Genomic DNA, 25473 nt, shown 5'->3' on the forward strand with positions numbered 1-25473 from the left:
GGGATTGATGACTGAATTATGCGAAAATCACGCGGATTTTTTCGTCAGCACCTTCAACAGATTCAGCATTATCTTGGATGAAACCCAGTTTCCATGCTTTTTCACCCAATGTGTTGAGCAACTGAACTGTTTTGTCTGCATCGTTTGCATCAACAGCTATCACCATACCTACACCACAGTTAAATGCACGGTACATTTCGAATTGGTCAACACCACCTTCTTTTTGGAGGAGTTGGAACAATTCTGGCCATTGCCAAGAAGATTCATTAATTACCGCTTGTGCACCATTTGGTAATACACGTGGTAAGTTACCTGGTAAACCGCCACCCGTGATATGCGCCATCGCGTGAACATCAACTTGTTTGATTAATTCAAGAATTGATTTTACATAAATGCGTGTTGGTTCCATTGCTGTATCTGCAAGTGGGCGACCATCCACAATTTGTGTTAAATCAACATTTTTGACATCGAGGATTTTACGAAGCAATGAGTAACCGTTTGAATGTGCACCTGAAGATGCTACACCAATCAAAACATCACCCGCTTTTACTTTGCTGCCGTCAATAATTTTGCTTTGCTCAACCACACCTACACAGAAGCCTGCTAAGTCATAGTCTTCGCCTTCATACATGCCTGGCATTTCAGCAGTTTCACCACCGACCAATGCACAGCCTGCAAGCTCACAACCTTTACCAATACCCGTAACAACATTGGCAGCAACATCAACATTTAAGTGACCTGTTGCATAGTAGTCAAGGAAGAATAATGGTTCAGCACCACATACGAGAAGATCGTTTACACACATTGCAACCAAGTCTTGACCAATCGTGTCATGACGGTTTAAGTTCAATGCTAAACGTAATTTTGTACCAACACCGTCTGTGCCAGATACGAGAACAGGTTCTTCATAACCTTTAGGAATTTTACAAAGTGCGCCGAAGCCGCCTAGACCGCCCATTACTTCAGGACGAGTGGTACGTTTAGCGACAGATTTGATACGATCGACAAGTGCGTCGCCCGCTTCAATATCGACACCAGCGTCTTTATAGCTTAAACCAGTGTTTGGGGTAGAAGTTGAGTTGCTCATATTTGAAGTCTCCGCATTCGCGCGGCGATTATACCCGAATATACGAAACTCTTATGTTATTTCTGTACTAAAATGCTATCTTTATTGAAATATTTTACTTTCTATAATGAATAAACCTGAAAAAGGCATAATTGTATGCGCGATCGGACATTAAAACGAATTTTTATCCTCGCAGGGATCGCACTGATACTGTGGGTTTTATATTTGCTTAAGCCTGTAGTAGTGCCATTTATTGGCGCTTTTTTATTAGCTTATTTATTTAGCCCGATTGTGGAAAAGCTTGATAAGTTTTTACCACGTTGGTTAGCGATTTCAGTTGTATTTGTTGGCATTGGTATTGTTCTGACTTGGGCAATGTGGTTTGTAGTGCCTTTAGTGTGGAAGCAATTGATTTATGCGCGAGATAGTATTCCTGCGGCCATCCATTGGGTCAATTATACCTTGTTGCCTTGGGTTTCTCAGACGTTTAATGTTGAACGTATGGAACTCGACACAGATCAAATTTCCAAAGTTGTTATGGAATATGTACAAACCAATTACAGTGCAGACAGTATTCAAGCGATGGCACTTAAAATTGCGCAATCGGGGCTAAGTTTTATTTCCATTGGCGGTACAATTGTACTTATTCCGATTATTGCATTTTATTTTCTCTTAGATTGGAATCGTATGTTAACGAGTATGAGAAATTTAATTCCTCGTGCTTATGAACAAAGTACTTTAAAAATTGTGGGTGAATGTCACAGTGTTTTAGGTGCCTTTGTGAAAGGACAATTCCTTGTCATGTTTTTACTTGGTGTTGTGTATGCGGTTGGCTTACAGTTGGTTGGGCTTGAAGTTGGCTTGATCATTGGTATGGTTGCAGGCTTGTGTAGCATTATTCCTTACTTGGGTTTTGGTGTAGGCATTATTGCAGCGATGATTGCGGCATTTTTCCAATTCGGCTTGGACTGGACACATTTAGTGCTGGTTCTAGTGGTATTTGGGGTAGGACAAATTATTGAAGGTTATGTTTTACAACCATTCTTATTAGGCGATAAAATCGGATTATCGCCTGTCGCTGTGGTTTTTGCCGTGTTGGCAGGAGCACAATTAGCAGGCTTTATGGGGATGCTCATCGCGCTACCTGTCGCTGCGGTTATTGTTGTGCTATTGAAACATGCACGAGAATGGTATGAACGAAGTTCACTTTATCAGGACTCTACCTCAGTTGGCATTGAAAATAATGAAAATAGCCATATAGTTTCAATAGAAAGTGAGCATATTAATCTTGATCTTGAGATTCAAAACACGCAACATAATGACGAACCCTCAACCAAATAATGATCTGTTGTTAAGGAATAATGAAAATATATGCGTCAATTACAGTTGGATATAGAGCCACAACTAGATGCCAAAATCAGTGATTTTTCTGGCCCAGGTTGGGGACCTGTAATTGATGCAGTCAGACAATTACATGCAGGTTTGATGAACCGTTTCTATATTTATGGTGGAGCGGGATCGGGAAAAAGCCACTTGCTTTCAGCGATTTGTGATTCCTATTTAGAAATAGGTAAATCTGCGATCAAAGTTTCTCTTTTAGAGTTGCTTGATGCTCCGATTGAGGCGATTAGTGCTTTAGAAACCTATGATTTAGTTGCATTGGATGATATTGAAGCGATCAGTGGTGTACCACATTGGCAAAAAGCAGTTTTTCATTTAATTAATAGTAATAATGAAGACGGTGGTCAGTTGGTCTTTTCATCACGTTTTGCTCCGATTGAATTAAAATTAGAGTTACCAGATTTACAGTCTCGCTTAACCCAAGCTGTAAGCGTCAAAGTTCCAAATGGACATTCTTATGCAGACCGTCAGGCATTATTAAATTCTGTCTTAGCACGGCGCGGTCTACATTTTGATCCACAAATAACCGAATATCTGCTATTACATGGTGCACATCAAACCAGTACACTGTTGCAGTCAGTGGATCGTTTGGAAAAATTATTGAAAGGTGAGAAGGTAAAACTTTCTCATGCAACACTGAGACAAATCTATGCACTGATCGATGAGTACCGTCCACAATAAAATTCTTGAGAATTTTATTAAGCTGTGACAAAGTACGCACAAGGAATGTTAGCAAAGCTTTATGCTGGCTTATAAGAAATAATTAAAAGAAATCAAGGAGACTATAATGCTCAAACGGGGCATAGGCTTAGGATTATTATGTATTACTGGTCATGCATTTAGTGCAAATATTGTGGTGACAACAACAGAAGATGTTGTAAAAGCCGATGACCAATGTTCCCTTCGTGAAGCGATTGAATATGTCAATAAAGGCTTGCCTGAAGCGGGTTTCAATGGCTGTGGTGGTAAAGAAACCTCAGCAGTGATTGAACTGAAAGGCAAACAAGAATATGTCTTGAAAAGTCAAATTTCTATTGCACAAAGTGTTGATATAAGATCAGTTTATGATACTACGGTAACAGATGCGAACAGTCAGGTCGGATTGTCGAATGCTGTAATCAAAGCATCAGGTAATCATCGTTTATTTAATATTAAAAAAGTTCTCTTGCCTGGTGATAAGAACCAAACGCAAGCTGAAAAAGATGCAAAAATTTCAGTCAATCTTTCAGAGCTTACGTTACAGGGTTGTGGTACAAGTCGTTGTGAGGCACAAGGTGGCTTGATTTACAACAATGAAGCACTCTCCATTACCAATGCACGTCTTTTAAATGGTACTGCCGATCAAGGTGGTGCAATTTATAATGCAGGTGTTCCAGGCTCAAGTTTTAACTGGAGTGTGGTGAGTATTGAAAAGTCATTTATCAAAGGTAACAAAGCAGCACAAGGTGGTGTGGTTTATAGTGAAGTGCCACAATTTTTGATTGCGCAGTCTGTTGTGCGTGATAATGAAGTGACTGATAGTAACTCATCATTATTTGAGGCAAAGTCACCTTTTAGTGCAGAGATCAGTAAAAACTTATCTCCGTCTACTTTAACACGCGGTATTTTTAGCAGTACGATTTTTAATAATAAAGGCTATATCATCAAAGTCTTAGATGATATGCAAGTGATTAACACCACGATGATTTTAAATAGCATGGGCTTGGTTGTGAATGCGCCAAACAAAAAAGGCTATGTTGCCAATAGTATTTTGGCAAAAAATGGTTCGCAAGACTGTAAAATCGTTGCTGGTGGTGAAGCCAATCAGATCAGTAATAACCTTTATTCTGTGGGGTGTGGTGGTACAGGGGCGCAAGCTTTGGGCAATACCACTTTAATTGCAGGTAAAACCACAGAAGGTAAGTGTGATCTAGGTTCAACCGGAATTTTATGCCCATATAATCCTGCAAAAGATACAGTGATGAGTTTCTTCAAGCCTCGCTTGATTGAAAGTTATAAAACCATCGCAGACTCACCTATTGTGAATAAAGGTCCACAAAATAGTGACCTCTTGGCTTGTGTAGTGGATCAGCGTAATACAAAACGTCCAAATAATGCTAAGTTGTGTGACCGTGGGGCAATTGAATTGTCTGTAGATACCAGTACAAATACGACGGTCGGTGAAGATATTCACTATGGTGAAATTGCTAAATTTAGTCTTTCAACCAATACTGAAAATGGTGCATCTGTAAAACTAGCTCTTCCAGATCAATTACAAGATGGTGAATTGGTTACGCCTGCACAATGTACAGCATTATTTGGCAAACCGACCGATGGTAGTCCTTGGAAACCAGGTTGTTTAAAAGTTGTGCAAACCAATACGCCTTCAAAAGGCACATTAACAGTGACCCAAGATGGTGATATTACTTATGTCCCGAATGGTAATTGGCATGGTTCAGATGAGTTTCAGTTAAAAGTGGTGACCTCAACCACGTATTTTAGTGACAATACTGAGCCTTATATCGCAATTAATGCACGCGTTGTACAAGCACCTGTGAATAATTTTGAAGATAAAAAAGTAAAAACTTCGGGTGGTGGTGTTGGTGTTATTGCATTATTTACTTTATTTGGCTTGATCGGATTACGCAGAACTAAAAAATAATAAGGAAATAAGTGATGAAACATTATAAAAAAGGGGTTTTAACCCTAATGGTTTTATCTGCAATGTCATTAATGGCGGCAGAAGATCGAACAATTTATGTCACCACATTTGCCGATGAAAATGGTGAAAATACAGATAAATGTTCTTTGCGTGAAGCGGTAATCACCGCGTCTACACATAAGGCATTTGGTGGCTGTAGTGCAGGACAACCGCATAGTACGGTCACGAATGTGATTCAGTTGGAAGCAGGTGAGTATCAATTAAAGTCAGAATTGCAGCCAAGTTCAGCAATGCTGATTGTGGGCAAAGAACCAGCAGACTATAGCAAACCTGATGTATTAACAAATAGTTATCCTGCGGCAACTGCACTAAAAACCACCATTAATGCACAGGGATCATCACGTATTTTTAATACCAATAATACCAGTGCACCGAGTTTAACTTTGACTAATTTAAAATTAATCAATGGTTCAAGTAAAAATGAGCGCACCAATGCAGGCGGAGCGCTTTATCTAGGCGGACCAACAATTTTAAATAATGTTTCGATTGAAAATTCGAATGCACAAACTGGTGGCGCAATTTATTTGAATGGTACCCATAGTGATTTAACCATTACGCATGGTACCTTTCAAAAGAATAATGCAGTTACAGGTAGCCTCTTAGCAATGACCTGTAGTGATCAGTTAAATGATACCAAACGCAGTATTGCAATTTCGAGTGCAAGCTTTTTAGGCAATGGTGCGGCAAATAGCAATAGTATGTTTGCATTTTGTGGTCAGCCTGATGTGAACTTTTCTGCAAATACCATCACTGAAAATACAGCAAATGCAAATAACGGCAGTATTCTTCAATTTAGTGCAGTAACACCACAAGGCAATGTAAGTTTGAGCGACTTATCAAGTATTGTATTGCTCAGTAATACCATCGTTAAAAATTCAGCATGGTCAACCTTCTTATATAATGCTCCAACCAGTAAGACCTTAGGTTTTAATGTCCTCGCTTATAATGGCAATGGTAAATCTTGTCGTTATACAGGCAATGACTTGGCAACAGTTGATAAGCCAAATATGACTGTGGAAAAAAATGCATGGGCATTATCAGCAAATAGTGCAAACTCAAGTTGTGAATTACCTGCTAAAGTCACAGCCACTGAAGCTGTAAAAAATTCAGTAGATTTGAGCAATATTGCATTTTCAAGTGTATTGAGTAGTTTACAACCTGCATCACAATATACAGGTTTTATGCCTTTATATTTCCCTCTAAATATCAAAGGGGCGAGTGTAAGTTTAGTCGATACCAAAGCATACTCTTGTAGTGGATATGATCAACGTGGGGTAGGTCGAGTCAATGCGAGCGAGTCCAAAACCTCAGATCAATCCAACTCATGTGATATTGGTTCAACAGAAATTGTACGTTTAACTGCATTTAAAGCAGAATTAACCAACGGTTCTGTCGTGACGTTATTGGATCAATACAAAGGTTATGCTGACAAGTTTAAAACCTTAATTGAAGATAAAACCACCAAACCTGAATTCTTACCGTATTACAAAGCAGAGCAAGCCAAATATAGCAATCTTGCAAATATTAAAACCAAGCAAAAATATCGTACTATTTTCTTTGATCCATTTGTTTCAAACCTGCCACATGAGATTGAGTTAGGAAATGGCGGACGAGAAATTAAACATTTGAATGCTCAGAATTATTTGGTTGAAGTCAATGCTAAAGGTATCGGTAACATTTCTGAAAATGTTGAAAATATTAAGCCAGATGCAAATCTTAAGTGTGAATGGGATGCAAGCTTAGGTTTGATCAAAATGTGGCGTGTTGATGACCATGTTACGCCAACAGGTGATAAAGAATTTTGTCAATACACTTTGAGATTAAACGCGGATCGAACTAAATCATCTTCAGCCTACATTTTAGGCACATTTGGTAATATTGCACCGATTGCCAAAGATGCTGAATTTACAGTGAAAGAAGGTTCAGATAAGAAAGTCACCGTTGATTTACTGAATTATGTTAATGATGATGGTGATGGTTTAGTTAGTGCTTTGACAGATCAGAAGTTAAAAAACAAATTGGCTTATTATACCAATGCCAATGGACAGGATTTAGCAATCCGTATTACTAAAAAAATTGATCCTTTGCTTTTTAGTGCAGAACGTAGTGGACCTTGTCCGGGTGAAGACCGTTTATATACCTGTTATGGTGGTAAAATTACCGTTCAGTATAAAAATACTTTAGATCCATTCAGTTATAAATTTAATTATGCAGTTTATGACGCGGATGGATTGATCTCAAATGAAGCGACTGTGAAACTGAACAATACCGCCACAGCGGAAAATAGTGTTCGCAACAGTGGTGGTGGTTCAATGGGATGGTTTGGTATCTTGGGTCTCATCAGTTTAGTTGGTTATCGCCGTTATAAAGATGCTCGTAACAAATAATCAATAACTTCATGAAAAACCAGTGCTTGCACTGGTTTTTTTTATTGTTGATGATTTAAATCAGTAGCTTAACGCTCAACGTTTACATATTTCTATATTTAAAATTTTAAAATTGTATTATAAGTTTGCATAAGACTTGTATTTTATGCCTGTGCAAGCCATAACATAGATGTATAATTTTTATATGATTTTGCCATGACCCAATTGATTTCATTGACACCTTTACAGCATATTCAGATTGATCCTGAGGAATTGTTGTCGATTAAACGCAATGATTTGGTACCGCTATTAGATAATCAAAGTCGTTTAAATTTATATGCAGATCAGTTAATTCAAGCACAATCCGTGTTACTCAACGGCGTAGATGCACAGTTGACACAGAAACTTAGTCAAGTCATTGCACAAATTATTCAACAACTCTCAAATTCGCAAAAAAAGCTCAAACAGCGTAAATTTAATGCTTTACAAAAATGGCTTGGATTAGACTTAGAGTTTAGTGCGGGACAGGTGAAATATTTTAGAGATTTAGATGTTTTGATTCAGGAAGCCAATTATTTAAATCAAAAAATGGCCCTTGAAATTCAAAAATCACAAGCACGTTACCAGCAAGCACTTGGTTTTCGTGAACAAATGGCGAAATATATTCGAGCAGCACAAGAATTTTTAGGTGAATATCCTTCCTTTGTCAAAAATAGGCATCCTTTAGATAATTTTGCAGAACGATTATCAAAAAAAATTCATACTTTAGAGACTCTGCAAGCCAGTAATGATATTGCTTTGGCGCAAATGCAATTGACACAACAATTATCATTGAGTTTGATGGATCGTTTTAAAGAAGCACAACAAGTGTTGATTCCTGCTTGGCAATATCATTTAAAACAAAACTCAGAGCAACAGTCGAGAGAGTCAGTACAAGAGCTCGACCAAAGCCGAGAGAAATTGATCAACTCATTGAAAAAATCATTAGAGCAAAAATAGGGGTGTGTGATGACAGAATTAGATAAAAATGTCTTGGTTGAATCTTTGGTAGACTCACAACAACGTTTTGAGCAGCTCAGCCTTAAAGAGATTGGTTTAAATGCTGATGACTATCATGAAGTGCTCAATGCACAAAAAGAGTTGCTTAATATTGACCATCATGCAGTGGCTGAATATGGTAAAAATATTGCAACTAAAACCTCATCTTATACGGATGAATTGTTAGATTTGGTCAAAAATAAAGACCTCGATGCCACAGGACAAAAACTCAATCAGGTCGTACAAGTTGCCCAACAGTTAAATACCTCAAGTATTTTAAATCAGTCAAAAAGTTCAGGCTTTTTTGGTGGCATTTTAAGTAAATTTAAAGGGGCTAAGCAAAGTTTTGATCAGCATTTTAATTCAACCAAAGAGCAGATTGAAAGTTTAGTTAAAGAAATTGAAACATCACAAAATGGTTTAAAAGCGCGGGTCACCACTTTAGACAAAATGTTTGCTGCGGTACAAGAGGAATATAAACAATTAGGTATTTATGTTGCGGCAGGTAAACTCAAACAACAAGAGTTACAGCAAGAAATTTCAACACTGACCACACAAGAACAAGATCAACAGACGCATCAGCGAATTTATGATTTAAATCATTTAGCCAATAATTTGGAAAAACGAGTGAGTGATTTGCAAGTTCTACAGCAGTCTGCAATGCAAACTTTACCGATGATTCGTATTATCCAATCCAACAATATGATGTTGGTCGATAAGTTTTATGCGATTAAAAACATCACTTTACCTGCGTGGAAAAATCAAATTAGTTTGGCTATTTCATTACATGAACAGCGTAATAGTGTACAGCTTGCAAATACCATCGATGATGCAACCAATGATTTATTAAAGCGCAATGCGGATTTATTACATCAAAATTCAGTAGATACTGCCAAAGCCAATCAGCGTTCAGTGATTGATATTGAAACCCTTGAACATGTGCAAAATACCCTCATTAAAACTGTAAATGATGTGATTCAAATCCAGAAAGAGGGGGTGCAAAAACGTGAGGAAGCTTCTGAGCGGATTCGTGCCTTGCAAAGTAATTTGAAACAATTGGTTTTGGAAAATACGCATTCTTCTTAAGCTTTTAGGAGAACATATTGTCACTTAAAGAAGATTATCCTGTACAGTCAGCAGATTTAAACACAGGCTTAGCCCGTTTAAAACAGCGCCAAGGTAAATTGACTGCATTGACTGTGTTGAGCTGTGTAGTGTTTATCGCAACGGGTTTAAGCTTGTTTATTCAGCAGGATGTGGTTTTTCATTTTTTAGGTTTGACACAAAATATTGCTCAACTGCATATTCCGTTGAGTGTAGACCAAAATTTACAGGCCTATGTTGAACATCCAAATTATTTGATGAATTTATTTTCATGGTTTGGTTGGTTGTTACTTAAAGTTGTTGTGTCATTTATTGGCGCATTTTTCATTGTCGGTTTTTTAAAGAAATTTCGTTTTTTCTTGGTGCGTTTTCAGTCTTTTGTACTTAAATTTGTGGCTTGGATCATTGCTTTTGTGGTGTTGTGGTCAGGGCTAACATATTTACAATATGATTGGCAAGACAATGAACAGTCCGCTTATGAAGAACTTGTGCATTATGATCGTAATATTCAACAAAGTCATATTTTTCAGTATTTGCAACACTCTGAAACTGCAAAACCTGTACAAGCCTATCTATTAGGACAGGCTGCGTTATTGCATAATCCACAGGATCGAGATACAGCTACGGCATATGTTACACAATTGGTTCAGGCTGAACGCACCGATCCACATTTTCTTGAATATGGCTTTAAACCTGAGCAGCTGTGGGCGATGCAACATGCTGTTTATGCAAAAGCAGTGACAGCCAGTACTGAAAAATTACAGCCTCGTATTGAAAATGCACAGTCATGGTCAGCACTGATTCAAAAGGTTTTAATGGGAATTTCCACCTTATTTCTTGTGCTGAGTATTATTTTATATGCTTTGACACAACGATTTAAGCAACGTGTTATCCGGATTCAACGACAAATTCATTTGGACTAGTGTTTTGATAATAGAAGATCTCAGCTTATACAGAACATAGATTTTTAATAAATCGCATTGTGCGATATAGATGCAAAATAATATTTATTATCAAATACTGAGCGTCATTGTTTTTCTTTGTATTTTATAAAATTTGGGATTGTGCAATTTATCATTATTTTGGATTAAAAAACAGTCATGTTGTTGAGGTAGGGTCAATAGCATATATTTTTACGATAAGTATCATGACGTTATTGATCATTTTTGCTTTGATCTATCTGATTATATTATTGTTTAAAGTATTAAAAAAGTTATCGAATGGCATTTAGATCAATTAAAAACCCGCCTAAGCGGGTTTTTAATTTACATTGAAAATGACTTATGCATTTTCACGTGCAATGGCACGGTAACCAATATCTTTACGATATTGAACACCATCAAACGTCACTTTTTCACAAAGTTCTAAAGCTTTTGCTTGTGCTTCACCAATGGTATGACCTAAAGCAGTCACGCAAAGTACACGACCACCCGCAGTTACGATGTCACCATTCTCAAGTGCTTTCGTACCTGCGTGAAATACTTTGGCATCAGTCATTTTGGTGTCTAAACCAGAAATCACATCGCCATTGCTCGAAGTTTCAGGATAGCCTTTAGATGCTAAAACGATACCAACGGTTTTACGTTCGTCCCATTCAGCTTCCGCAGGTAAATTACCCGCAATGCCTGCTTCCACTAAATCAACTAAAGACGATTTTAAACGCATCATAATGGGTTGAGTCTCAGGGTCACCAAAACGACAGTTAAACTCGATCACTTTAGGTTGACCTTGTTCATCAATCATCAAGCCTGCATATAAGAAACCTGTATACACGTGACCGTCTTTTTTCATACCTTCAACGGTAGGACGCATCACTTCATTCATGGTTTTTTCAAACACATCAGCCGTTACAACAGGCGCAGGTGAGTAAGCACCCATACCACCCGTGTTTGGACCTTGGTCGCCTTCAAAAATACGCTTATGGTCTTGTGAAGTTGCCATTGGTAAAATGTTGTCGCCATCAATCATACAAATGAAAGAGGCTTCTTCACCTGCAAGGAATTCTTCGATGACTACACGTGAGCCTGCATCACCAAATTTGTTGCCTGCAAGCATGTCATCAATCGCATCAAATGCTTCCTTGTTGGTCATGGCAACGATCACGCCTTTACCCGCAGCAAGACCATCCGCCTTAATTACAATTGGCGCACCATTTTTTTCAACAAATGCTTTAGCTGCATCTACTTCTGTGAACACGTCATAGAATGCTGTTGGAATGTTGTGGCGTTTAAGGAAATGTTTGGCAAATGCTTTAGAACCTTCAAGCTGTGCAGCAAATTGAGTTGGACCCCAAATTTTCACACCCGCTTCACGGCAAGCATCGACCACACCATTGACAAGCGGTGCTTCAGGACCCACTACAATTAAATCAACTGCATTGTTTTTTGCAAAGTCGATAATTGCAGCATTATCTAAAATATTTAAGGCAACATTTTCGCATTTATTTTCAGTTGCAGAACCTGCATTGCCCGGTGCAACAAAAACTTTTGCAACTTTTTCATCTTGTGCGATTTTCCATGCAAGCGCATGTTCACGACCGCCATTACCCAAAACTAAAATATTCATCGGTTCACACTCCATGAATCGAAAATGACATAAAGTCCTCAGCCTTAAAAGGAGAGGACTTTATGCAAGATTATTAATCTGTATTTACAACAATGAATGACGTTGTCATTACAATGTAATGTCTAGCAATTAGTGGCGGAAATGACGCATGCCAGTGAAGACCATTGCAATACCTGCTTCATCAGCAGCAGCAATCGTTTCTTCATCACGCATAGAACCACCCGGTTGGATAATGCATTTGATCCCTGCTTTCGCAGCGTTATCAATACCATCACGGAATGGGAAGAATGCATCAGATGCCATGACTGCACCTTCAACCACTAAGCCAGCATGTTCAGCTTTGATCGCAGCAATACGCGCAGAGTTAACGCGGCTCATTTGACCTGCGCCCACACCAATGGTTTGACGGTTCTTCGCATAAACAATTGCGTTCGATTTCACATATTTCGCAACTTTCCAAGCGAAGATCATGTCATCAATTTCTTGTTCAGTTGGTGCACGTTTCGTCACAACTTTTAAGTCATCTTTAGTGATCATGCCTAAGTCTTGGTCTTGAACCAATAAACCACCATTTACACGTTTGTAGTCAAGTTGAGCTTGACGCGCATCAATTGCAGGAAGTTCGCCACATACAAGTACACGTACATTTTTCTTCGCGCCAGTCACTTCAAGTACGCCATCAGCAATACTTGGTGCAATGATCACTTCGACGAATTGACGGTCAACAATAGCTTGAGCAGTTGCAACGTCTAATTCACGGTTGAATGCAATGATGCCACCGAAAGCAGACTCAGGGTCAGTTGCATAAGCAAGATCATAAGCTGCTTGGATGCCGTCAAGAGAAACAGCAACACCACAAGGGTTTGCATGTTTTACAATGACACAAGCAGGTTTCGCAAATGATTTCACACATTCAAGTGCTGCGTCAGTGTCTGCAATGTTGTTATAAGACAGTTCTTTACCTTGTAACTGTTTAGCTGTAGAAACAGATGCTTCAGTCGCAGTTGCTTCTACATAAAAAGCAGCAGATTGATGCGGGTTTTCACCGTAACGTAAATCTTGAACTTTGTTCAATTGCGTATTGAAAGTACGGGCAAATTTATCTGCTTGACCTGCCTCGACACCTACGCGAGCACCTAAGTAAGATGCAATCATACCGTCGTATTGTGCAGTATGTTCAAATGCTTTAACAGCAAGGTCAAAACGTGTTGCATGAGACAATGCACCATCCGCTTTAAGCTCTGCAATTACAGTTGCATAGTCAGCAGCATTCACCACAATACCTACAGAAGCATGGTTTTTCGCAGCAGCACGAACCATGGTTGGACCACCAATGTCGATATTTTCAATTGCATCTGCAAGTGAACAGTTTGGTTTTGCAACAGTTGCCGCAAATGGGTAAAGGTTAACCACAACTAAATCGATCGCGTCGATATTGTGTTCAGCCATGACAGCTTCGTCTAGACCACGGCGAGCCAAAATACCGCCATGAATTTTCGGATGTAGCGTTTTAACACGACCGTCCATCATTTCTGGAAAACCAGTGTGCTCTGAAACTTCAACTACGGCAACATTGTTGTCTTTAAGCAACTTATATGTACCACCAGTAGATAAAATTTCTACCCCAAGAGCAGCAAGGTTTTGGGCAAATTCAACGATTCCAGTTTTATCTGAAACAGAGATTAAAGCGCGTTTAATAGTCATGATCTTCGTCAACAGTTCTTAAGTCTAGAGATTTAAACAAATAGGCAAAACGTAGGTAAAAAAAATGCCCACGCAAGCCGTGAGCATTTTATCATTTATTCACTCATTAAACCGTGAGCTTTTAACTTTTTACGTAAAGTACCACGGTTCAGTCCGAGAATTTCAGCAGCGCGAGTCTGATTCCCACGCGTATATTCTAAAACAACAGATAAAAGAGGTTTCTCCATTTCTGCTAGCACCATGTCATACACTTGAGATGGTTGCTCACCTTGCAATTGTGCAAAATAGTGGCGAACTGCGCGATCTACGTGAATACGTAAAGCGACATCAGATTGTGCAGTAAAAATAGGAGATTTGCTATTCATGCGAGTTAATCCGAAAATTCAGATACTACTTGGGTAAAGTAATATAAATGTGGTCTAAAAAATATCGAGCTCCGTTTTAGATCCTAAAACGGTGGGCTCTAAAACAAGAACAATTAGCTTGCCACAACCTAATGCAATTGAGTGAAAAATAAGCGTAACAATAAATTAATATTTGTTACTGATCACTTTAAAACAAAAACAATCCCTGATGCGCAAAATGAGAGATTAAGCACATGGTCAAGACTATATTTATTGTGAAAAATTGCGAGGAGTTTGCGGTACAAAGCTTTCGTGGCGCGTATGATACCATTGTCTAAGAAAAAGTGAGCAAGAAAACTACATTTTTTTTAATTTTTTTATAGTTTTTTTCAATATTAAGGGTGAATTATTTCTAATTTCCAACTGTCAATCTTTTTTTTCTGAATTGGTAACTTAAAATTAAAGCTATAAGGGCTATTTTGTGGAATGCGTCGAATCCGAGATAAACTTTCTACAAGATATTCATCAGAAGATATAATAAATGTTTTAAAGAGTTTGCCTTCCTTATTATATAGAGACACTTTAATTAAGGGTAATTCTAAGCTTTTGGAAAATTGATTGATCAACTGACCTGAAAACTCGGTTTCATTATTTAGCGTAGCTTTAACTTGTAGGTTGTTGACTAAAATTTTTTTATAACGTTGATCAATGGTTTCACAGCGTAATACTGAGCAGGTCTGAGTAAAAATTGTATTTAAAATAGGATAGCGGTCTAGTAGATTGGGGTTAAACCATAAAATTTGAAAACTTAAAATAGAAACCAAAGCAATATTGATCAATGTCCATATGATGTAATAAAAGCGAGTTTTTTGAATTTGTGCATGTGCTTTATGATTATGATGAGTCGCCAAATGTAAGGATGGAAAGGCATTAAAACCATCATCTTGTACAACTTTGAGGCTATTGAGATAAGTTCTTAAATCAATATTTGAGTTTTGAATTTTACGATTAAAAAAATCAGTAATATTGTTTTTCTCAAGTTCGAACGTTGCAGCATCGCCTGTTGGAAATTGGCTAAAAATAGGTTGGGTGACAGAATTAAGTGCAGTGATGTCATTTTCAGTAGAGCTGATCTCATTTAAATGAAGTAGTGCATTAAATTGAGTTGAGCATTTCGCACAACAAACCTCACCGCCTGCAACAGTCAGTTGCATCACAGAGACTCGATATAAAGTTAAGCACTGGGGGCAGCGGGTTTGTTTGTCACTCATAAGTTTATCAATGTATGGATTTATGCTTGATGGCGTTTTCCTGAAATACGGCACCAATTTTCATCACGTTTTTCAACGTTTAATATATCAAAAAACTCAGCATATACTTGAGAAACATCCTCTACTTGTTCTTCAATGACACCTGCAAGTGCAAATTCACCCTCAGGTTTAATTAAAGTTGAAAATTCTTTCGCAAGCATCATGAGTGGACCTGCTAAAATGTTAGCAACAAAAACATCTGCTTGTTGTCCCGCCAATACTTGATTGAATTCTTCAGGCAAACCGACATACAGATTTTCCAATACACCATTTAACTCAGCATTTTGTTGTGTGGCTAAAACAGCTTGTGGGTCAATATCGGTTGCATACACTTTTTTTGCGCCAAGCAAAAGTGCCGCAACACCTAAAATGCCTGAACCACAACCATAGTCAATGACGATCTTATCTTTCACATCAGTTTTGCCTAACCATTGTAAGCATAAGAACGTAGAAGCATGGTTACCTGTACCAAAAGCCAAACCTGGATCAAGTTTAATATTAACTGCATCAGCCTCAGGCGCTTCCATCCATTCGGGTACGATCCAGTATTTTTCAGCAATTTGAATGGGTTCGTAGGCATCCATCCATGTGCGTTCCCATTCTTGATCTTCTAAGAATTCACTACGCATCGGTTCTGTTGGTAGTTGTGTACGAATAAAGGTTTCTAAAGCGGCGACATCAATTTCTTCATTATCTTCTTGCGCATAAATGCCAGTGACAATCACTTTATTCCAAAGTGGTGTTTCACCTGGTAGTGGTTCAAGTAAGTCTTGGTTTTCAGCATCGTCAAGGGTAACGCTTACAGCGCCAAGTGAACTTAATAATGTTTCTGTAAAATCAACTCGAGCTTGCTCAACTGTAATATGAATTTGTAACCACTTCACGGCAAAGACCTAATACTTTTCTTAAAAGCAGTATTGTAGCGGAAACCATGCACTTGTGCTGTATCAAATTAAAAAATGGACGTTGAACGTCCATTTTAAACATAGGATCTGATATTAAGTCTTTGATAGAGAAGCAGAGGTCGAAACAGATTGATGGTCTGCCAAACGTGAAATGAGCATGCCAAAAATAGCTGCGAAAAAATACATAAAAATAGAATAAACGGCTGCTGGTATCGCAACGGTCGTGTTATTTATAACAGTCAGTGCAATGGTCATGGCTAAAGTACTGTTATGAATGCCAATTTCAAAGGCGCAGGCACGTGCTTGAGCACTACTAATTCCTAAAAAACGTGGGACAAAATAACCAATTAACAGGCTACAAATACAAAAAATAATCGTTGCAATTCCCACTTGAGCGATATATTCCACAATGTGCGCACGCTCTTTGGTAATGGCGCCAATAATAATCAAAACTAAAAATACAACTGAAAAAATGCGTAAAGGCTTATTTAGTTTTTCACTAAAATGAGGTGCATAACGTCGAATGGTCATTCCTATAGCAACAGGAATGAGAATAATGGCAAAAACTTGCACTATTTTACTGAATTGCATGCTGATTTGCTGAGCATCGTTCATAAAATATTGAATCGAAAAATTAACAATGAAAGGTAGGGTTAGCGCTGCGATTATTGAGTTGATCGCGGTCAGCGTGATATTTAGCGCAATATCACCTTTAAATAAATAGCTAAATAAGTTTGCTGTACTTCCACCAGGTGAAGCAGCAAGCAGCATTAAACCTACAGCAAGTAAGGGCTGTAAAGCGAGGATTTTACATAGAATAAAAGCAATACCGACGAGGAGTACGAGTTGACAAAATAAAGCGATGACCACAGCTTTCGGATGTTGAGTGACTCGTGCAAAATCTTTTAGAGTAAGCTCAAGCCCTAAGCCAATCATAATAATGGCAAGAGCAAGAGGTAGCATCATGGTGATAATCCCTGAATCCATATACTTTTCCTTTTTGTTGTTTTAAATCGTGCTAAGTTTTAGCCTAAACGATTTATGGAAAAGTGGAATAGAAATTTAGAATAAATTAAGAATTATTTGATCGTATTGGACATTTTGATTAAAGCAAAAGGCGATCAATAAAAATTGATCGCCTTTTGAGTTATATTTTCAAGCTGAAAATAATAAAGCTTATTCATTTAAAGGCATTATTGTGCTACATCAGGTGCATCTACAGCAGCTTCGGGATTGGCTTGTTGTGTTGCATCAGTAGCTGGTGTTACTGCTTCAGGACTTGCTTGTTGCGTTGCATCAGTAGCAGGAGCTTCTGATTGAACCGCAGATGTACTTTCTACAGCTACAGCTGGTGTATTTTCAATTGTTGTAGGTTGAGCTTGAACAGCTGCTGTTGCACCACCTGCTGGTGCAGGGAAAGTAAATTGCAATTTACCATTTTCATTGGGTTCACAACTACCGTTATAAGTTACACCTTTATTGGCATAAACAACCCAATCTCCTTGCTTTTTATTTTTACAAACTTGAATTTGCTTGTTAACTTCCGCTTTGCTTGAGTTTTCATCTGCTGCATGGGCAAAGCTTGTACCTACAAAACACATAAGTGAAAGAGAAAGTACCTTTGAGATTGTATTTTTCATGACATGCATCCTTTATTTATTCAATCAAATAATAATGAGGGAAAAATAACCCTGATCTCTACGTTCGTTATTCATACTAGGAAATTTTTTAAGCAAGTTATATTTGATTTATGAGAGTGAACTGCTACAGAATGTGACGGTGTGTTAATAGTATGAAACCACGAAGGAAAATAAAAATTGTAAATCATCCTCATACTAAAGTTAAAAATTTGCTATAATTTTACGTCATTTTATTTTCTCTCAATTATCACTATGCATTATCCTAAAGTTTACGATGTCATTGTTATCGGCGGCGGTCACGCAGGTACGGAAGCAGCACTTGCTGCGGCACGTATGGGTCGACAGACTTTACTCCTTACTCATAACATTGAGACTTTAGGACAGATGAGCTGTAACCCAGCCATTGGTGGTATTGGTAAATCTCACCTTGTACGTGAAATTGATGCCTTGGGTGGTGCAATGGCATTGGCTGCCGATAAAGGCGGTATTCAATTCCGTATTTTAAATTCACGTAAAGGTGCAGCAGTACGTGCGACACGTGCGCAAGCTGACCGTATCCGTTATAAAGCTGCAATTCGTCATACTTTAGAAAACCAAGCAAATTTGGACATTTTCCAACAAGCAGCGGATGATTTAATTGTTGAAGGCGATACAGTAAAAGGTGTAGTGACACAAATGGGAATTCGCTTTGATGCGAAAACGGTTGTGTTGACCACAGGCACATTCTTAGGTGGTGTGATTCACGTGGGGTTAAATAATGCTTCAGGTGGTCGTGCGGGTGATCCTCCTTCAATTTCATTGGCGGCTCGTTTACGAGAATTAAAGCTACCTGTAGGTCGTCTAAAGACAGGTACACCACCACGTATTGATGCACGTTCAGTTGATTTTTCTGTGATGACACCACAACCAGGCGATTTCCCATCGCCAACCATGTCATTCATGGGGGATGTATCGATGCATCCTGAGCAAGTCAATTGCTATATTACCCATACCAATGAACGTACGCATGACATTATTCGTGGTGGTCTAGATCGTTCACCAATGTATACAGGTGTGATTGAAGGTGTTGGGCCTCGTTATTGCCCATCCATTGAAGATAAAATCAATAAATTTGCAGATAAAAACTCGCATCAAGTGTTCTTAGAGCCTGAAGGTTTGGATACACACGAATTATATCCAAATGGTATTTCTACATCACTTCCTTTCGATGTTCAGTTTGAATTGGTTCGTTCGATTCGTGGTATGGAAAATGCACACATTCTTCGTCCGGGTTATGCGATTGAATATGATTATTTCAATCCACAAGCGTTGAAATTCTCTTTAGAAACCAAAGCCATTAATAACTTGTATTTCGCAGGTCAAATTAACGGGACTACAGGTTATGAAGAAGCAGGTGCGCAAGGTCTATTGGCAGGTTTAAATGCTGCGCGTCGTGCATGGGATCAGGAACAATGGACACCGAAACGTGATGAAGCGTATATGGGTGTGCTTGTGGATGACTTGATTACCTTGGGTACCAAAGAACCGTACCGTATGTTTACCTCACGTGCCGAATATCGTCTGATGTTGCGTGAAGACAATGCCGATCAGCGTTTAACTCCAATTGGCCGTGAAATGGGCTTGGTGGATGATGCGCGTTGGGCAAACTATTGTGAAAAAATGGAAGCTGTAGAAAAAGAAACGGGTCGTTTACAGCATCTTTGGGCTGCGCCAAACAATCCTTTGGGTAAAAAATTCGTTGATTTGACAGGGGATGATCTGTCTAAAGAAACCAATGCGATTGATTTACTCAAACGTCCAAATATCAATTTCTCACAAATTGCTGAAATCACGGGTTCAGAAGTGACTGCATTTGTCGGTGAGCAAATTGAAATTGCGGTGAAATATGCCGGTTATATCAACCGTCAGCAAGAAGATGTTGCGCAAATGAAGCGTTTAGAAGATACGCGTATTCCTGCTGATTTTGATTATGATGTAGTTTCTGGTCTTTCTCGTGAAATTACCTTGAAGTTGAAAGATGTACGTCCTGAAACTTTAGCTCAAGCAAGTCGTATTCCAGGTGTAACACCTGCGGCAGTTCAGTTGGTGATGATTACGATTCGTAAAAATAATGCGGCGAAAAAGTCTGCATAATTTTTCAGCTGAAAGAAAAACCCGCTAGATGCGGGTTTTTTTATACTTACAGTTGCTAAACTTAATTTTTATCCAGTATTGCATCATGGGGCTATTTTGAAATCAGTAAATAGCCCAATAGATCTAATTCAAAAGTTTGTTCAATGTTTAAATACTCTTTGAAATCAATATTGATATCTTTTTGATAAGATTGAATAAATATCTCTCTTTTAGACTCAGGAAGATAATAGATTAAAGATAATAACGTGATGATTTCAAAATGGAGGTGTTTGGGTAAAAAGAATAGCGGAATTACATGATGTTGATGTGTTGATTTCTGATCAAGGTGCAAGATGACCGTTGCTTGGAAGAAATTAAGATTTTCTACACTGATATTGGTTTGTTCAATATCTTCAAGCACAATATTGAAAGACTTAAATAATGTTTGAATTTCAAGTCGTTGCTTAGAAATTCTTAAAAAAGGCTTTCCAAAGCGGATGAGAAATACAAAATAATAGAGTGAGATGAGAATGAATAAAAGACTGATGAATGCACAGCCAAATGCGAGTAGGGGGTGATGTAACTGAAATTCAAGATTTAAAAAATAAAATAGACAGGCAAAAACATAAGTGATAATAAAACTGAAAATGATAAGACTTAGGCGAGAACTGAATTTTAATGTAGGGGATGTAGACATCATGATTATTTTTGACTCAGCTTTTATAAAATAAGATTTTAATCAAGATTTAAATCTTATTTTGCCGTTGTTCTGCATCATGTTGAAATGCCAAACGAATGTTGTTACCAATTAAAATCACATTATTTTCTAAATAATATTGCCGCTCTTTTTCAGTGAAATATTGAGTGAGTTCAGGCTTGATCCCTAAATTCCATTGTTGAATGAGTTCATTACGTTGTTGGATATTCATGCGTTTGAATAAAGTAATCCATGTGGCAAAATCAAGATCGATGAAGTGATAACATTCTGGGAAAATACGAATACGTAAAACTTCTTTATAATCACCATAGCCCGTTTTTTGCTGTTTTTGAACATTCCAAGCATTTAATTGTAAGTCACACATCGTATTGCCATAAACGGAATGTATTTTTAAATCTGAAGTTTCAATATCAATAAATTTCACATATTCCGATTTTTTCCAAATACCCTCGTGAAACAGACCCTCTGCTGTAATTTTTAAATGTGGATGCCCAATTTTAAATAAGCGATAGGTTGCAAAACTACACAGATAAATAAGATAGCCAAAAAATAGTGCAAGTGCTGTATAAATAATACTGTGATGTGCAATTGCATTAACCATCATTATCAATGTTGCAAGGATAAAAATTAAAAGCAGGATGGGAAGTGTAAATTTATGGCGTTTATTTTGCTTAAAATAAAAAATATGAGAATTTTCAGACATATTTGATTGAATAAAATATTGTATTGAGTCTGAATCGTAAAATAAAAAAGCCCATGTCGCAATGCATGGGCTTTTTAAAATCTTGGCTCTTCCACCTGGGCTCGAACCAGGGACCTGCGGATTAACAGTCCGTCGCTCTACCGACTGAGCTATGGAAGAATAGATGGCTCTCCAACCTGGGCTCGAACCAGGGACCTGCGGATTAACAGTCCGTCGCTCTACCGACTGAGCTATTGGAGAATCTGATGCGCATTTTAGGGATGAAATAGCAACTCGTCAACAAGAGAATACACAGAAATGAATCGTTTGCTTTATAAATATGCATTTTGAACAAAAAAATGCTTATCATGCTATTTTTTAAGCAGAAAAAAATATTTTATCTGCTTTTGATGTATGGCTTTTCAGTATATTTCCATCAATGCCGATTACAAAATGCACTGCCTTGCTATTTCTTGTTGAAGTGTTTGACTGATGTCGAGTTGCTGCCACTTACAATTTTGAGTCACGAGCCACTCAAAATCTGCCTGTTGTGGGTTAACTTCAATAGGTACAAGATTTTGAATAATATTTTGAATTTTATAACATGCTTTCACATGTACATGTGTTGAGCAATTAAAACGAACAATCTGATAGTCTTTTAACAGTTGCCATACTTCACTAAAATCCTCTAAATCTCTTAAATGATTTTGTGCCTGAACAATAGCTGCTTTTAATGCAGCTAAACTTTGAGGATGTTGTTCAGCCCAAGCTGCAGTGACGGCCAATACTTTGTCTGCAACACTTGGAATAATCTCTTGGCTACTGGTAATAATTTGACTATAGCCTTCTAATTCAGCTTGAGTATTCCACGGTTCCCCAACACAAAAACCATCAATCATTTGTTTAGAGATAGCTTCAACCATATACGGTGGTGGTAGGGTACAAAAAGGATATTGTGCTGCGACCTCATAATCTACCAGTGCTAACCATTCTCGTAAACTATAGTGATGGATCGAATGTTTAAAAACATGTGCCAGTTGTAAGGTTTGTCCATTTTTAAATGCATCGACGACTTTTGTCGCAGTTTGCTCGACACAATCATGTAAGCCAATATTCAGTTCATGGCATAACTGCTGACTTAAACTGATAAACGCTTTATTGGTACTGAGTACCAAAGGTGTTTGTAGCGGAATGCCAAGTTGATCATCACCCAATGCTGCGGCAGGTAGCATCGCGGATAAACAGTGCGCCGCATCTAAAAAACCAAAAGCTAAGCGATCACGTAAACTTGCCCATGATGCTTCTTTGACTAAGCTTACGTTTAAGCCTTGTTCAATAAAGTAGCCTTGATGTTGTGCCCATAACAGTGCAATACAGTCCAAAAGTGGTACATAACCCAGTTGAATCTCTGTTTGTTCTAATGCTTTCATAATTCATCCTTTGTATGTCCTTGGAGCAGTGCTTGTGCATCAATGAGCCTACGTGCCATTTCACCGATGGTCATACGATGACTCATCGCATTTTTACGCAGTAATGCAAATGCATTTTCTTCATTGATTTGGTGTAAATTCATAAGCAAGACCTTGGCTTTGTCGATGTCTTTACGGTCTGCTAATTTAGTTTTAGTTTCTTTTAAGTCATTGGTTAACTTTTTATGCTTTTTATATTGTTCAATTGCTATTTGTAAAATACTGTCTAATTTCGCAGGTTGTATTCCATCTACGATATAAGCAGTAATTCCAGCTTCAATCGCACTTTTGATGGTTTCTTTATGCCCATTTTTAGTGAAAAGCACAGTGGGTAAGTCAAATTGACTAACGCAGCTTTCAATAATATCCCGATGTGGATGATCCATGTCCAAAAGAATGACATCGGCATGAATTTGTTGTAGATAAAAGAGATCGAGTTGATCGGTCATGAGGCATGCAACGACCTCAAACTGATGTTCGATAAGGGTTTTTTTGACAAATTCTGCTCGATCAGAATCATCATCAATCAAAGCAATTTTAAGTTTTGACATGCGTATCAGGAAGCCTGAAAGTTATTATTTAATAAGCAATTTCTATACCAAAAAGAGCATATATTGCTTGAATTGGTTTTAACTTTGCAATAAATGCACTTTAATGATGCAAATTGCGCTGATTCATTGCATAGTAAAGCATAACAAAATTGCTCAACCATGAATCGAAAATATACTTATTTGTGGATTAGAATTATATTTTAAAAAATAAATTCATTTAAAAATAATAATATATGTTCTAACTTGAAAAGTTGGCACACCAGTTGCATAATCCTAACTGAGTCAAAGAAGACTCGATGAAAAATTTGTAAGACGGCCAACGACGTCCGCTCTGATCGCATCTGAAGTGCAATAGTTGCACAGCAGATAAACCTATACGTTCAGTTCTGGAAGGGGATGGTTATGTCTTCAAATATAAATTTGGATGCTAAAAAAGCAACAAAAATCAATCTTTTTAGTTTTAGCAGCGCAGCGATGAGAGCCTTCCACATGAGTTGGCTCGCATTTTTTGTCTGTTTCTTTGCATGGTTTGCTTGTGCACCTTTAATGCCAGTCATTGCTGGTGAATTTCATCTGACTAAAGATCAAATTGCCAATATTAATATTGCAGCAGTTGCAATCACAATCGTGGTTCGTCTTATCGTTGGGCCATTGTGTGATAAATACGGCCCACGCAAAACCTATACCGCTTTATTGATTCTCGGCAGTATCCCAGTATTTGGTGTGGCATCTGCGAATAGTTATGAATCATTCTTATTCTTCCGCTTATTGATTGGTGCGATCGGCGCGAGTTTTGTCATCACCCAATATCACACCAGTATCATGTTTGCACCAAATGTCGTAGGTACAGCCAATGCAACGACTGCAGGTTGGGGAAATGCGGGTGGTGGTGCAACTCAAGCGCTTATGCCGTTATTACTTTCTGCTTTAGTGATGTTTGGGATTGAAAAAGCTTTAGGTTGGAGAATTGCACTGATTGTTCCAGGTGTGATGATGTTAATCGTCGGTGCGATGTATTGGACATTTACCCAAGACTGTCCACAAGGTGATTTTAAAGCATTACGTGCCGAAGGCGTTCAAGTAGGAAGTGACAAAAAAGGTGGTATCGCAATTTTAATGCATGCCGCAAAAAACTACCGCGTTTGGATTTTATTTGGTGCATATGCGGCATGTTTCGGCATCGAAATTTTCATCCATAACATCATTGCGATGTACTACGTAGACCATTTCAACTTTGGTTTAAAAGAAGCGGGCATGGCAGCAGGGATCTTCGGTTTATTGGCATTGTTTGCTCGTGCATTGGGTGGAATTGTTTCAGACAAAGTAGCGACTAAAAAAGGCTTAGATGGTCGTACTAAAGTTCTCTTTGTGATGATTCTCATGGAAGGTTTATTCCTGATCGTCTTCTCACAAATGAATGTCCCAATGTTTGCCATCCTAGCAATGACGGTATTCGCACTATTCACACACATGGCATGTGGTGCAACTTATGCCCTAGTTCCTTTCATTGACCGTGATGCCTTAGGTGGCGTGGCAGGGATTATTGGTGCAGGTGGTAACGTTGGTGCAGTCGCAGCAGGTTTTTTACTCAAAGGTATGTTGGATATTCAAATTACACTGATGATTTTGGGTGGATTAGTAGTCATTGCAGCAAGCTTTGTATTGATGATTCGATTCTCAGTTGAACATAAAGAAAAAGAGCAAAAGTTATTTGAAGAAGCTGTCTTGGAACGCAACCGTATGGAGCAAGCTTCAGCGGCAACAGTTAAACAAAATAGCGCAGCTTAAAAGCCACGT

20 protein-coding genes, 2 tRNA genes and 1 pseudogene are annotated in these 25473 nt (G+C 38.2%); 9 read left to right on the top strand and 14 right to left on the bottom strand.

All coding sequences use genetic code 11. The features are described 5' to 3' along the window. Window positions 1–16: 16 nt before the first annotated feature. Entirely contained in the window at window positions 17–1087 is a 1071-nt protein-coding gene (purM, locus tag G0028_RS05845) for a phosphoribosylformylglycinamidine cyclo-ligase (RefSeq protein ID WP_130072856.1), read from the bottom strand. A gap of 135 nt (window positions 1088–1222) precedes the next feature. Between purM and cxpE the strand changes: the two genes are divergently transcribed. The 7 genes from cxpE (at window position 1223) to G0028_RS05880 (ending at window position 10599) form a co-directional block, all read left to right on the top strand. Beyond that, window positions 1223–2407: a chloramphenicol efflux transporter CxpE gene (gene cxpE / locus G0028_RS05850; RefSeq protein ID WP_180044859.1), complete on the top strand. Its 1185-nt coding sequence runs from the start codon at window positions 1223–1225 to the stop codon at window positions 2405–2407. 30 nt (window positions 2408–2437) lie between these two features. Further along, entirely contained in the window at window positions 2438–3148 is a 711-nt protein-coding gene (hda, locus tag G0028_RS05855) for a DnaA regulatory inactivator Hda (protein ID WP_130072854.1), read from the top strand. Between the two features lie 106 nt (window positions 3149–3254). Further along, entirely contained in the window at window positions 3255–5108 is a 1854-nt protein-coding gene (gene rbtA, locus G0028_RS05860) for a rhombotarget A (protein ID WP_130072853.1), read from the top strand. Window positions 5109–5122: 14 nt separating this feature from the next. Then, complete coding sequence (locus G0028_RS05865) at window positions 5123–7555, top strand: CSLREA domain-containing protein (RefSeq protein WP_180044858.1); 2433 nt, start codon at window positions 5123–5125, stop codon at window positions 7553–7555. Window positions 7556–7750: 195 nt separating this feature from the next. Beyond that, a complete protein-coding gene (locus G0028_RS05870) occupies window positions 7751–8533 on the top strand; it encodes a tellurium resistance protein (RefSeq protein ID WP_180044857.1) in 783 nt (260 codons plus the stop codon). A 9-nt stretch (window positions 8534–8542) separates the two neighbouring features. Further along, window positions 8543–9658: a toxic anion resistance protein gene (locus G0028_RS05875; RefSeq protein WP_180044856.1), complete on the top strand. Its 1116-nt coding sequence runs from the start codon at window positions 8543–8545 to the stop codon at window positions 9656–9658. A 17-nt stretch (window positions 9659–9675) separates the two neighbouring features. Continuing rightward, the gene (locus G0028_RS05880) at window positions 9676–10599 is read left to right on the top strand and encodes a hypothetical protein (protein ID WP_180044855.1); all 924 of its coding nucleotides are present in this window, start codon (window positions 9676–9678) and stop codon (window positions 10597–10599) included. 358 nt (window positions 10600–10957) lie between these two features. Here G0028_RS05880 and purD read toward each other — a convergent pair whose 3' ends face one another. The 7 genes and pseudogenes from purD to G0028_RS21335 form a co-directional block, all read right to left on the bottom strand. Beyond that, window positions 10958–12241 (bottom strand): phosphoribosylamine--glycine ligase, encoded by a 1284-nt coding sequence (gene purD / locus G0028_RS05885; protein ID WP_180044854.1) that lies wholly within the window; start codon window positions 12239–12241, stop codon window positions 10958–10960. Window positions 12242–12370: 129 nt separating this feature from the next. Next, complete coding sequence (gene purH, locus G0028_RS05890) at window positions 12371–13945, bottom strand: bifunctional phosphoribosylaminoimidazolecarboxamide formyltransferase/IMP cyclohydrolase (RefSeq protein ID WP_130072847.1); 1575 nt, start codon at window positions 13943–13945, stop codon at window positions 12371–12373. Between the two features lie 95 nt (window positions 13946–14040). Continuing rightward, entirely contained in the window at window positions 14041–14310 is a 270-nt protein-coding gene (gene fis, locus G0028_RS05895) for a DNA-binding transcriptional regulator Fis (RefSeq protein WP_001086304.1), read from the bottom strand. A gap of 374 nt (window positions 14311–14684) precedes the next feature. Continuing rightward, window positions 14685–15560, bottom strand: coding sequence for a DUF3426 domain-containing protein (locus G0028_RS05900; protein WP_180044853.1), 876 nt, complete (start codon window positions 15558–15560; stop codon window positions 14685–14687). A gap of 20 nt (window positions 15561–15580) precedes the next feature. Further along, on the bottom strand, window positions 15581–16483 hold the full coding sequence (gene prmA / locus G0028_RS05905; RefSeq protein WP_180044852.1) for a 50S ribosomal protein L11 methyltransferase: 903 nt from the start codon (window positions 16481–16483) through the stop codon (window positions 15581–15583). Window positions 16484–16597: 114 nt separating this feature from the next. Next, a complete protein-coding gene (locus G0028_RS05910; RefSeq protein ID WP_180044851.1) occupies window positions 16598–17491 on the bottom strand; it encodes a bile acid:sodium symporter family protein in 894 nt (297 codons plus the stop codon). Window positions 17492–17910: 419 nt separating this feature from the next. Beyond that, window positions 17911–18144, bottom strand: a pseudogene (locus G0028_RS21335) (hypothetical protein); the annotation flags it as partial. A 252-nt stretch (window positions 18145–18396) separates the two neighbouring features. Between G0028_RS21335 and mnmG the strand changes: the two are divergent. Then, the gene (gene mnmG / locus G0028_RS05920) at window positions 18397–20277 is read left to right on the top strand and encodes a tRNA uridine-5-carboxymethylaminomethyl(34) synthesis enzyme MnmG (protein WP_180044850.1); all 1881 of its coding nucleotides are present in this window, start codon (window positions 18397–18399) and stop codon (window positions 20275–20277) included. Between the two features lie 91 nt (window positions 20278–20368). Here mnmG and G0028_RS05925 read toward each other — a convergent pair whose 3' ends face one another. From G0028_RS05925 to G0028_RS05950, 6 genes are all read right to left on the bottom strand, one after another. Next, a complete protein-coding gene (locus tag G0028_RS05925) occupies window positions 20369–20677 on the bottom strand; it encodes a hypothetical protein (protein ID WP_194088752.1) in 309 nt (102 codons plus the stop codon). Window positions 20678–21002: 325 nt separating this feature from the next. Continuing rightward, window positions 21003–21578 carry a hypothetical protein gene (locus tag G0028_RS05930; RefSeq protein WP_174493013.1) on the bottom strand — a complete coding sequence of 192 codons (576 nt, stop codon included), beginning with the start codon at window positions 21576–21578 and terminating at the stop codon, window positions 21003–21005. Between the two features lie 182 nt (window positions 21579–21760). Next, window positions 21761–21836: transfer RNA gene (locus tag G0028_RS05935), tRNA-Asn, on the bottom strand. A gap of 5 nt (window positions 21837–21841) precedes the next feature. Further along, window positions 21842–21917 (bottom strand) — tRNA-Asn (locus G0028_RS05940). Between the two features lie 185 nt (window positions 21918–22102). Then, on the bottom strand, window positions 22103–23086 hold the full coding sequence (locus tag G0028_RS05945; RefSeq protein WP_180044848.1) for an ABC transporter substrate-binding protein: 984 nt from the start codon (window positions 23084–23086) through the stop codon (window positions 22103–22105). Continuing rightward, on the bottom strand, window positions 23083–23676 hold the full coding sequence (locus G0028_RS05950) for an ANTAR domain-containing response regulator (RefSeq protein ID WP_180044847.1): 594 nt from the start codon (window positions 23674–23676) through the stop codon (window positions 23083–23085). The genes G0028_RS05945 and G0028_RS05950 overlap by 4 nt, the downstream gene beginning before the upstream one ends. Window positions 23677–24078: 402 nt before the next feature. Between G0028_RS05950 and G0028_RS05955 the strand changes: the two genes are divergently transcribed. Next, a complete protein-coding gene (locus tag G0028_RS05955; protein WP_180044846.1) occupies window positions 24079–25464 on the top strand; it encodes an MFS transporter in 1386 nt (461 codons plus the stop codon). Window positions 25465–25473 lie beyond the last annotated feature (9 nt).

Origin of the sequence: Acinetobacter piscicola, from assembly GCF_015218165.1 — a bacterium.
In the GTDB taxonomy this organism is placed as follows: Bacteria; Pseudomonadota; Gammaproteobacteria; order Pseudomonadales; family Moraxellaceae; genus Acinetobacter; species Acinetobacter piscicola_A.

Coding starts and splice junctions, on each gene's coding strand:
- purM (WP_130072856.1), bottom strand. CDS start 1,087: ATGAGCAACTCAACTTCTACCCCAAACACTGGTTTAAGCTATAAAGAC.
- G0028_RS05930 (WP_174493013.1), bottom strand. CDS start 21,578: ATGATGGTTAATGCAATTGCACATCACAGTATTATTTATACAGCACTT.
- G0028_RS05910 (WP_180044851.1), bottom strand. CDS start 17,491: ATGGATTCAGGGATTATCACCATGATGCTACCTCTTGCTCTTGCCATT.
- purD (WP_180044854.1), bottom strand. CDS start 12,241: ATGAATATTTTAGTTTTGGGTAATGGCGGTCGTGAACATGCGCTTGCA.
- G0028_RS05945 (WP_180044848.1), bottom strand. CDS start 23,086: ATGAAAGCATTAGAACAAACAGAGATTCAACTGGGTTATGTACCACTT.
- hda (WP_130072854.1), top strand. CDS start 2,438: ATGCGTCAATTACAGTTGGATATAGAGCCACAACTAGATGCCAAAATC.
- purH (WP_130072847.1), bottom strand. CDS start 13,945: ATGACTATTAAACGCGCTTTAATCTCTGTTTCAGATAAAACTGGAATC.
- cxpE (WP_180044859.1), top strand. CDS start 1,223: ATGCGCGATCGGACATTAAAACGAATTTTTATCCTCGCAGGGATCGCA.
- rbtA (WP_130072853.1), top strand. CDS start 3,255: ATGCTCAAACGGGGCATAGGCTTAGGATTATTATGTATTACTGGTCAT.
- G0028_RS05875 (WP_180044856.1), top strand. CDS start 8,543: ATGACAGAATTAGATAAAAATGTCTTGGTTGAATCTTTGGTAGACTCA.
- mnmG (WP_180044850.1), top strand. CDS start 18,397: ATGCATTATCCTAAAGTTTACGATGTCATTGTTATCGGCGGCGGTCAC.
- G0028_RS05955 (WP_180044846.1), top strand. CDS start 24,079: ATGTCTTCAAATATAAATTTGGATGCTAAAAAAGCAACAAAAATCAAT.
- G0028_RS05950 (WP_180044847.1), bottom strand. CDS start 23,676: ATGTCAAAACTTAAAATTGCTTTGATTGATGATGATTCTGATCGAGCA.
- fis (WP_001086304.1), bottom strand. CDS start 14,310: ATGAATAGCAAATCTCCTATTTTTACTGCACAATCTGATGTCGCTTTA.
- G0028_RS05900 (WP_180044853.1), bottom strand. CDS start 15,560: ATGAGTGACAAACAAACCCGCTGCCCCCAGTGCTTAACTTTATATCGA.
- G0028_RS05865 (WP_180044858.1), top strand. CDS start 5,123: ATGAAACATTATAAAAAAGGGGTTTTAACCCTAATGGTTTTATCTGCA.
- G0028_RS05870 (WP_180044857.1), top strand. CDS start 7,751: ATGACCCAATTGATTTCATTGACACCTTTACAGCATATTCAGATTGAT.